Raw genomic sequence first — 8,846 nt, forward strand, 5'->3', positions numbered from 1 at the left:
GGGCAGGGTCTCTTATTTATATTTGCTGGTCCTCCAGGAGGACGTCGCCCACCACCCCCGGGGGGGGGGGGGGGCGGGGGCCGCCCCCCCCCCCCCCCCCCCCCGGTGCTCAGTAGCGGTCGACGGCCGGCGGCTCGGGGGCCTCCTCGCCGGTGATCTGCCCGACGGTGCTGTCCCAGGCCTCGGCCCAGCGGCCGTCCTCGTAGGACGCCTCGAGCACGTCGTTGATGAACGTGCGGAACTCGTCGTCGCCCTTGGTCAGGCCGATGCCGTAGGGCTCCTCCGTGAACGGGTTGCCCACCAGCTCGAAGTCGTCCGGGCTGCCGGCCACCAGGCCGGTGAGGATCACGTTGTCCGTGGTCACCGCCTGCACGTTGCCGTTGCGCAGGTCGTCGGCGCACTTGGAGTACACGTCGTAGGTGACGAGCGTGGCCTGCGGGTAGTTGTCCCGGATGTTCTGCGCCGGCGTCGAGCCCTCGACCGAGCAGACGGTGAGGCCGGCCAGGTCGTCCGGCCCCTCGACGCCCTCGGGGTTGCCCGCCGCGACCATGATGTCCTGGCCGGCGACGTAGTACGGCCCGGCGAAGTCGACGACCTGCTTGCGGGTGTCGTTGATCGTGTAGGTGGCGACGACGAAGTCGACCTGGCCGTTCTGGATGAACGGCTCGCGGTTGGCCGACACCGTCTCGACGAAGGTGACGTTCTCCGGGTCGATCCCGAGCTCCGCGGCGATGATCTCGGCGATCTCGACGTCGAAGCCCTCCGGGCGGTCCGTCTGCGGGTTCAGCAGGCCGAAGCCGGGCTGGTCGAACTTGGTGCCGACCGTGACGGCGCCCGCCTCGTTGAGGGCGGCCATCGTCGTGCCCGCCTCGAACTCGACGTCCTCCTGCACCTCCTGGGTGCTCTCGGCCTGCTCCTCGGTGTCCTGCCCGGCCTCGCTGGAGCAACCGGCGAGGACGACGCCGACGGCGGCCAGGACGGCCGCGGTTCGGGTGATGCGCATGAACGGGTCCCTTTCTCGTGGTGCGGGGTGGTGCGTGCCGGACCGGCCCGGCGGAGGTCCTCAGTGGTGGAGGATCTTGGAGAGGAAGTCCTTGGCCCGCTCCGAGCGCGGGCTGGTGAAGAAGGTCTCCGGGTCGGCGGTCTCGACGATCCGGCCGCCGTCCATGAACACCACCCGGTTGGCCGCCCGGCGGGCGAAGCCCATCTCGTGGGTGACCACGACCATCGTCATGCCGTCGCGCGCGAGCGAGGTCATGACGTCGAGGACCTCGTTGATCATCTCGGGGTCGAGGGCCGACGTCGGCTCGTCGAAGAGCATGACCTTGGGGTCCATGGCCAGCGCCCGGGCGATCGCCACCCGCTGCTGCTGACCGCCGGAGAGCTGCGCCGGGTACTTGTCGGCCTGCGCGCTCACGCCGACCCGGTCGAGCAGCTCCCGGGCGCGCTTCTCGGCGTCGGCCTTGCGGGTGCCGCGCACCTTGACCGGCCCCAGCGTGACGTTCTCGAGGATCGTCTTGTGCGCGAAGAGGTTGAAGCTCTGGAAGACCATGCCGACGTCGGCGCGCAGCCGGGCGAGGTCGCGGCCCTCCTGCGGCAGCGGCTGGCCGTCGATGGCGATCTCGCCCTGCTGGACCGCCTCGAGGCGGTTGATCGTCCGGCACAGCGTGGACTTGCCCGAGCCGGACGGGCCGATGACGACGACCACCTCACCGCGCTCGATCGTCAGGTCGACGTCCTGCAGGACGTGCAGGTCGCCGAACCACTTGTTGACACCGGCGAGCCGCACCAGCGGCTCGGTGCTCGGAGGGCTGACCACGGTGCAGACCCTAGGTGGGCCGGAAATCGCCGGACGTGTCCCGGCCGTCACGAAGCCATAACGAAGCGGGTGGTACGGGCCGGGGCCGTACCCTCGGGAGCTGACATGGACGCGACCGCCCCCGCCCGTACCTACCGGGTCCGCACCTACGGGTGCCAGATGAACGTGCACGACTCCGAGCGGCTCTCGGGGCTGCTCGAGGCCGCCGGCTACCGGCCGGCCCCCGACGAGGACGACGCCGACGTGGTCGTGCTCAACACCTGCGCGGTCCGCGAGAACGCCGACAACCGGCTCTACGGCAACCTCGGGCACCTGCGGCCGGTCAAGGACGCCCACCCCGGCATGCAGATCGCCGTCGGCGGCTGCCTGGCGCAGAAGGACCGCGGCGAGATCGTCCGGCGCGCCCCGTGGGTGGACGTCGTCTTCGGCACGCACAACGTGGGCTCGCTGCCGGCGCTGCTGGAGCGGGCCCGGCACAACGCCGAGGCGCAGGTGGAGATCGCCGAGGCGCTCGAGGTGTTCCCGTCCACCCTGCCGGCCAAGCGCGACTCGGCCTACTCGGGCTGGGTGTCGATCAGCGTCGGCTGCAACAACACCTGCACGTTCTGCATCGTCCCGGCGCTGCGCGGCAAGGAGAAGGACCGCCGTCCGGGCGAGGTCCTCGCCGAGGTGCAGGCCCTCGTCGACCAGGGCGTGCTCGAGGTGACGCTGCTCGGGCAGAACGTGAACGCCTACGGCGTCGAGTTCCGCGACCGGGGCGCCTTCGCCGACCTGCTGCGCGCCGCCGGCCGCATCGAGGGCCTGGAGCGGATCCGGTTCACCAGCCCGCACCCGCGCGAGTTCACCGACGACGTCATCGACGCGATGGCCGAGACCCCCGCGGTCTGCCACGCGCTGCACATGCCGCTGCAGTCCGGTTCGGACGACGTCCTGCGCCGGATGCGCCGCGGTTACCGGCAGGAGCGCTACCTCGGCATCCTCGACCGGGTCCGCGCCGCCATGCCCGACGCCGCGATCACCACCGACATCATCGTGGGCTTCCCGGGGGAGACCGAGGCGGACTTCGAGCAGACCCTCGACGTCGTCCGGCAGGCGCGCTTCGCCGGCGCCTTCACGTTCCAGTACTCCAAGCGCCCGGGCACCCCGGCCGCCGAGATGGACGGCCAGCTGCCCAAGGCCGTCGTCCAGGAGCGCTACGAGCGCCTGGTCGCCCTGCAGGACGAGATCAGCTGGGCCGAGAACCGCGCGCTGGTCGGCTCCACCGTGGAGCTGCTCGTCTCCGCGGGGGAGGGCAGCAAGGACGCCGCCCGGGGGCGGATGACCGGCCGGGCGCGGGACGGCCGGCTGGTGCACTTCACCGCCGCCGAGGGGGTCCGCCCGGGCGACGTCGTCGAGACCGTGCTCACCCAGGCCGCGCCGCACCACCTGATCGCCGACGGCGCGCTGCTGTCCCACCGGCGCACCCGCGCCGGCGACGCGAGCGAGGCCGGCACCCGGCCGACGACGCCGGGCATCCTCCTCGGCATGCCGACGGTCGGCGCCCCGGCCTAGCCGGCGGCGGCCTCGAGCAGGATCTCCGCCAGCTCTCCGGGCCGGTTCTGCGGGACGAGGTGCGTCGTCGCGATCTCGCGGTACCGCCACGCGGCGGACGTGCGGGCGCGGGCGGCCGCCTCCTCGAACGCGGGGTTCGGGGGTACGCCCGGTTCGGGCACCGTGGCGCGCACGTAGGTGCGGGAGAAGGGCCACTCCGCCACCGGGCGGGACAGCCGCACCGCCTCGGTGAAGGAGGCGAGCGGCTGCGGGGTGCGGCGCGGGGTGGCGAAGGCCTCCTCCGCGGGATCGTCGTAGACCCGCGCCGGCCCGTCGACCAGCCACGCGTCCCCCGGCCGCGGCGGCCCCGGCGGTGGTGCGCCCAGCAGCCCGTGCACGCTGTCGCCGTCCGCGGGCACGAACGCGTCGACGTAGACCAGCGCGCGCACCCGGTCGCCGATCGCGTCGAGCGCGCCGGTGACCACCATCCCGCCGTAGGAGAAGCCGACCAGGACGACGTCGGCGAGGTCCTCGTAGACGACGTGGTGGACGACGTCGGTGACGTGCGTGCCGAGGCCGACCTGCGGGCTGGCCAGGTGCACGCGCTCGCCGGTGCCGGTCAGGCCCGGCGCCGTCGCGGAGTGGCCCGCGCCGGTCAGCGCCCGGCGGACGTGGCGCCAGACGTGGGCGCCGCCCCACGCCCCGTGGACGAGGACGAAGTCGGCCACCGGGCGCCTAGCGTCGGCCGGCGGACTTCTCGGCCTCGGCCAGCCACTCGCGGCGGGTGGCGAGGTTGGCCTCGGCCTCGTCGATCCGCTTCTTGTCGCCCGCCGCCTGCGCCTTGGCCAGCTGCTCCTCGGCCTTGGTCACCGCGGCGCGCATCGACGTCACCATGGGGTTCTCGGGCGCGACCCGCGCGCGGCCGGCGTCGGCGGCGCCGCGGACCTTCTGCTCGACGGCCTGCATCCGGTCCTCGAGCGTGCGCATCGCCCCGCGCGGGACGTGGCCGATGGCGTCGTAGCGCTCCTGGATCCGGCGCAGCTGGTTCTGCGCGCCGCCGGACGACGGGTCGATCTTCTCGGCCTCGGCGAGCAGCTCCTCCTTCTGCTGCTGGTTGGCCAGCTGCTCGGCGTTGCGGGCCTTGTCCTGCTCGGCGCGGGCGCTGAAGAACACGTCCTGGGCGGCGCGGAACTGCTTCCACAGGTCGTCGTCGCCGTCGCGGCCGGTGCGGGGCACCGCCTTCCAGCGGTCCATCAGACTGCGCATCGCCGCCGACGTGGGACCCCAGTCGGTCGAGGCCGACAGCCGCTGGGCCTCGGCGATGAGCTCCTGCTTGGCCGCGCGGGCCTCGTTGCGCTGGGCGTCGAGCGCGGCGAAGTGCGCGCCGCGGCGGCGGCCGAAGGCGTCGCGGGCGGCGGCGAAGCGCGACCAGAGCGCCTCGTCGGTCTTGCGGTCGATCCCGCGGATCGTCTTCCACTCCTCGACGATCGCCTTGAGCCGGTCGCCGGCGGCCTTCCAGGACGTCGACTCGGCGGCGATCTGCTCGGCCTCGGCGGCCAGCGCCTCCTTGCGGGCGATCTGCGCGGCCCGGGCGGCGGCCTTCTCGGCGCGGGACTCGGCGGCGGCGGAGTCGGCGGTGTCGACCATCGCCCGCGCGCGGGCGGCGAGGCCGTCGAGGTCGCCGACGGCGGCCGCGGTCGGGATGGAGTCGGCCAGCGCCTGCGCCTTGGCCTTGAGCTCGCCCGGGTTGCCGGTGTGCGCCTTGAGGCGGGCCTCCAGCAGCGACACCTCGGTGGCCAGGTCGTCGTAGCGCCGCGCGTAGTGCGCCAGCCCCGCTGCGGGGTCGCCGGCCTGCCACGAGCCGACGGCGCGCTCGCCCTCGGCGGTGCGCACGTAGACCGTGCCCTCCTCGTCGACCCGGCCCCACTCGGCGGGGTCGGTGGCGACGGGAGCGGGGTCGGCGGGGGTCTCGGCCATCGGCGCGTGGGTCGGCACGGCGGCCGGGCTGGGGACGACCACCGGGGTGCTCGCCGCCGCCGGCTCGACGACGGTGTCCGGCGTCGCCTCCGCAGGTGCTGCGACCGGCGCCGCCTCCACCGGGGCCTCGACCGGCGCCTCCGCCGTCGTGTCCGCCGTGGCCTCCGCGGGCGTCTCCGCCGCCGGGGTCCCGGCCGTCGCGTCGGCCGTGGGGTCGGCCAGCTCCGCGTCGCCGGGCACCGGCGCCGCGGGCGTCCCCGCCTCCGGGGTCACCGCGTCGGAAGCCGCCGCATCCGGCGGAAGGGCCTGCTGCGTCCCGTCTCCGGGGCTCTGCGTGCTCGACACGGACCGCAGTGTCCCACGCCGCATCGGCGAGACTGCTCGGCGTGAGTACCTCGTCCGTCGGGGCGCGCACGGTCGCTGTCGCCTTCTGCCCGTGCCCGCCCATGCTGCCCCCCGCCGTGGCCGGGCGGGCGGCCGCCGACACCGCGCCGCTGCGGGCGGCGTGCGCCGTCGCCGTGGACGCGGTGCTGGCCGCCGCGCCGGAGGTGGTCGTCGTCGTCGGTCCCGGAGCGGGTCCCGGCGAGCGCTTCGGCGCCGGGGACGCCGGCGACCTCCGCGGCTTCGGCGTCGACCTCGAGGTGCCGTTCGCCGGGCGGATCCGGCCCGAGGGGCGGCGGCTGCCGCTGGCGCACACCATCGGGGCCTGGCTGCTCGAGGAGGCGGGCCACGGCGGCACCCGGCTCGGCGTCGGCCCGGCCGACCTCGCCGACGTCCTGGCCGGGGTGCCCGACGACGTCGGGATCCTGGCCATGGGCGACGGGTCGGCCCGCCGCACGCTCAAGGCCCCGGGGCACCTCGACGACGCCGCGGCCCCGTTCGACGCCGCGGTCGCCGCGGCCCTCGCCGCCGGGGACGCCGCGGCGCTGGCCGCGCTCGACCCGGCGGAGGGGGAGCGGCTGCTCGCCGCCGGCGTGCCCGTCTGGCGGGCGGTGGGCGCGGCGCTCGCCGGCGCGGCGGTCACCGCGACGCTGCACCACGACGACGCGCCCTTCGGCGTGGGCTACCTGGTGGCCGACTGGGTCGCCGCGTGAGCACGCCGCCCCCGGTGGTCGCCGTCGTCGGGCCGACCGCCACCGGCAAGACCGCGCTCGCCGTCGAGCTGGCGCGGCGGCTGGGCGGCGAGGTGGTCAACGCCGACTCCATGCAGCTCTACCGCGGCATGGACATCGGCACCGCCAAGCCGACGGCGGAGGAGCGCGGCGGTGTGCCGCACCACGTCTACGACCTCTGGCACGTCCGCGAGCCGGCGTCGGTCGCCGAGTACCGGCGGCACGCCCGCGCGGCGGTCGACCGGCTGCGGGCGGCCGGCGTCGTCCCGCTGCTGGTCGGCGGCTCCGGTCTCTACGTCCGCGCCGTCCTGGACGAGCTCGACATCCCGGCCACCGACCCGGCGGTCCGCGCCCGGCTCGCCGCCGAGCTCGACGACGTCGGCCCGGCCGCGCTGCACGCCCGGCTGGCCGCGGTCGACCCCGCGGCCGCGGGGGCGATCCTCCCCAGCAACGGCCGGCGGATCGTCCGGGCGCTCGAGGTGGTCGAGCTGACCGGGGGACCGTTCCGCGCCACGCTGCCCGAGCCCACGCCGCACTACCCGGTCGTCGGCGTCGGCCTGGACCGCGAGCCGGCGGAGTTGGACGAGCGGGTCGCCGTCCGCGTCGAGCGGATGTGGGCGGCCGGCTTCGTGGCCGAGGTGGAGCGGCTGGCCGCCGAGGGCCTCCGCGAGGGCCCGACCGCCTCGCGGGCGCTCGGCTACGCGCAGGTGCTGGCGCAGCTCGACGGGGCGCTGACCGCGCAGGAGGCACGGGAGCGGACGGTGGGCACCACCCGCCGCTTCGTGCGCCGCCAGCGCTCGTGGTTCCGCCGCGACGCCGCGCTCACCTGGTTCGACGCCGCCCGGCCCGACCTGGCCGACGCCGTCACCGCCCACGTCGCCGCCCGTACGATCGGGGCGTGACCAACTGGGTGCTCAAGGGGCACGGCACCGAGAACGACTTCGTCGTCCTGCCCGACCCCGACGGCGCCACCTGGCCGGAGGACCGGCTGACCCCCGACCTGGTCCGCCGGCTGTGCGACCGCCGGGCCGGCATCGGCGGGGACGGCGTGCTGCGCGTCGTCCGCTCGGTGCACGTGCCCGACGCGCCCGCCGTCCTGGGCGCCGACCTCGCCGGCTGCGAGTGGTTCATGGACCACCGCAACGCCGACGGCTCCCTGGCCGAGATGTGCGGCAACGGCATCCGCCTGTTCCTGCACGTGCTGGTCACCGAGGGGCTGCTCGACCGCGCCGCCTGCGCGGCCGGCGTGCTGGTGGGCACCCGCGGCGGCCCGCGACGGGTCGGCGCGGTGCCCGGCGGCGGCTACTGGGTGGACATGGGCCCGGCGCGGCCGTTCGGTCGCGGGGACGCGAAGGTGCCGGGCGGATCGCTGCCCGGGCTCGCCGTCTCGATGGGCAACCCGCACCTGGTCTGCCTCACCGACGTGCCGGTCGAGACCCTCGACCTGACGGCGCCGCCGGTCGTCGACCCCGCTCTGTTCCCCGAGGGCGTCAACGTCGAGGTCGTCAACGTGCTCGACCCGGGCCGGCACATCCGCCTGCGCGTGCACGAGCGCGGCGTGGGCGAGACCCGCTCGTGCGGCACCGGCGCGGTGGCCGCGGCCTACGCGGCGGTGACCGCGAGCGGCGCCGCCACCGGGGACGTCGTCGTGGACGTGCCCGGCGGGCGGCTCGCGGTGCGGATCGGCGAGGGCGCCACCGTGCTCACCGGGCCGGCCGTCGTCGTGGCGGCCGGCGAGCTCACCGCGGAGTGGCTGGGCTAGGGGTTGTCCGGGCTGTCGGCCCGGGTCTCCGGCTCCTCGGTGGGCGGCTCGGGCTTGTCGGCGGGGCCCACGTTGCCCTCGCCCTCCGGCCGCCCCTGACCGCTGTCCTGGCTGCCGCCGAAGAGGACGTTGCGCGGGGGGTCGAGGCCCTTGGGGTCGGCGCCGGGGTCGTCGACGTCGCTGCTCGTGCTGGTCGCGCCGTGCTCGCTCATGCCCCGGCCCTACCCGGCGGCCGCCGGGCTCATCCCCGGGTCCGGCGCGGTCTCGTCCCACTCGCGGGGCAGCTCGCGCATCGTCAGCAGCGGGCTGGTGACGACCCACAGCGCGGCCAGGCCGTGGCCGGCGACGACCACCCACATCGTGGGCAGCACGCCGATCGAGGTTCCCAGCACGCCGCCCAGCAGGCCGCCCAGCGGCATCGTGCCGAAGACGATGAACCGCACCGAGGCGTTCATCCGGCCGAGCAGGTGGGGCGGGCACAGCCGCTGCCGGAAGCTGACCTGGGTGATGTTGTAGGCGACCACCGCCCAGCCGAAGCCGGCCATGCTGACCACCAGCAGCGGGGGGGGGGGGGGGGGGGGGGGGGGGGGGGGGGGGGGGGGGGGGGGGGGGGGGGGGGGGGGGGGGGGGGGGGGCGGGGGGCGGG

The 8,846-nt window shown here is 75.8% G+C and carries 10 protein-coding genes; 4 read left to right on the forward strand and 6 right to left on the reverse strand.

All coding sequences use genetic code 11. The features are described from left to right. Positions 1-109 precede the first annotated feature (109 nt). Both ACI797_RS27635 and ACI797_RS27640 read right to left on the reverse strand, forming a co-directional pair. Positions 110-1,003, reverse strand: coding sequence for a glutamate ABC transporter substrate-binding protein (locus ACI797_RS27635; RefSeq protein ID WP_456542749.1), 894 nt, complete (start codon positions 1,001-1,003; stop codon positions 110-112). A gap of 60 nt (positions 1,004-1,063) precedes the next feature. Beyond that, complete coding sequence (locus ACI797_RS27640; RefSeq protein ID WP_456864051.1) at positions 1,064-1,792, reverse strand: amino acid ABC transporter ATP-binding protein; 729 nt, start codon at positions 1,790-1,792, stop codon at positions 1,064-1,066. A 132-nt stretch (positions 1,793-1,924) separates the two neighbouring features. Here ACI797_RS27640 and miaB point away from each other — a divergent pair, with 132 nt between their 5' ends. Next, complete coding sequence (miaB, locus tag ACI797_RS27645; protein WP_456864027.1) at positions 1,925-3,370, forward strand: tRNA (N6-isopentenyl adenosine(37)-C2)-methylthiotransferase MiaB; 1,446 nt, start codon at positions 1,925-1,927, stop codon at positions 3,368-3,370. Here miaB and ACI797_RS27650 read toward each other — a convergent pair. Together ACI797_RS27650 and ACI797_RS27655 are read right to left on the reverse strand one after the other, a co-directional pair. Further along, complete coding sequence (locus ACI797_RS27650; protein ID WP_456864030.1) at positions 3,367-4,077, reverse strand: alpha/beta fold hydrolase; 711 nt, start codon at positions 4,075-4,077, stop codon at positions 3,367-3,369. The two genes, miaB and ACI797_RS27650, sit on opposite strands and share 4 nt — an antisense overlap. A 7-nt stretch (positions 4,078-4,084) precedes the next feature. Then, positions 4,085-5,671, reverse strand: a complete 1,587-nt coding sequence (locus ACI797_RS27655; protein ID WP_456864033.1) for a DUF349 domain-containing protein — start codon at positions 5,669-5,671, stop codon at positions 4,085-4,087. A 41-nt stretch (positions 5,672-5,712) separates the two neighbouring features. Here ACI797_RS27655 and ACI797_RS27660 point away from each other — a divergent pair, with 41 nt between their 5' ends. The 3 genes from ACI797_RS27660 to dapF are packed head-to-tail and all read left to right on the forward strand — an operon-like array spanning position 5,713 to position 8,200. Then, positions 5,713-6,420: a hypothetical protein gene (locus ACI797_RS27660; protein WP_456864036.1), complete on the forward strand. Its 708-nt coding sequence runs from the start codon at positions 5,713-5,715 to the stop codon at positions 6,418-6,420. After that, positions 6,417-7,340, forward strand: a complete 924-nt coding sequence (gene miaA / locus ACI797_RS27665) for a tRNA (adenosine(37)-N6)-dimethylallyltransferase MiaA (protein ID WP_456864039.1) — start codon at positions 6,417-6,419, stop codon at positions 7,338-7,340. Before ACI797_RS27660 ends, miaA begins: the two co-directional genes overlap by 4 nt. Next, positions 7,337-8,200 (forward strand): diaminopimelate epimerase, encoded by an 864-nt coding sequence (gene dapF, locus ACI797_RS27670; RefSeq protein ID WP_456864042.1) that lies wholly within the window; start codon positions 7,337-7,339, stop codon positions 8,198-8,200. The genes miaA and dapF overlap by 4 nt, the downstream gene beginning before the upstream one ends. Here dapF and ACI797_RS27675 read toward each other — a convergent pair. Both ACI797_RS27675 and ACI797_RS27680 read right to left on the reverse strand, forming a co-directional pair. After that, complete coding sequence (locus tag ACI797_RS27675; RefSeq protein ID WP_456864045.1) at positions 8,197-8,412, reverse strand: hypothetical protein; 216 nt, start codon at positions 8,410-8,412, stop codon at positions 8,197-8,199. The genes dapF and ACI797_RS27675 overlap by 4 nt on opposite strands. Before the next feature lie 9 nt (positions 8,413-8,421). Further along, complete coding sequence (locus ACI797_RS27680) at positions 8,422-8,745, reverse strand: hypothetical protein (protein WP_456864048.1); 324 nt, start codon at positions 8,743-8,745, stop codon at positions 8,422-8,424. Between the last annotated feature and the right edge of the window lie 101 nt (positions 8,746-8,846).

The organism is Geodermatophilus sp. SYSU D00691, from assembly GCF_054050275.1.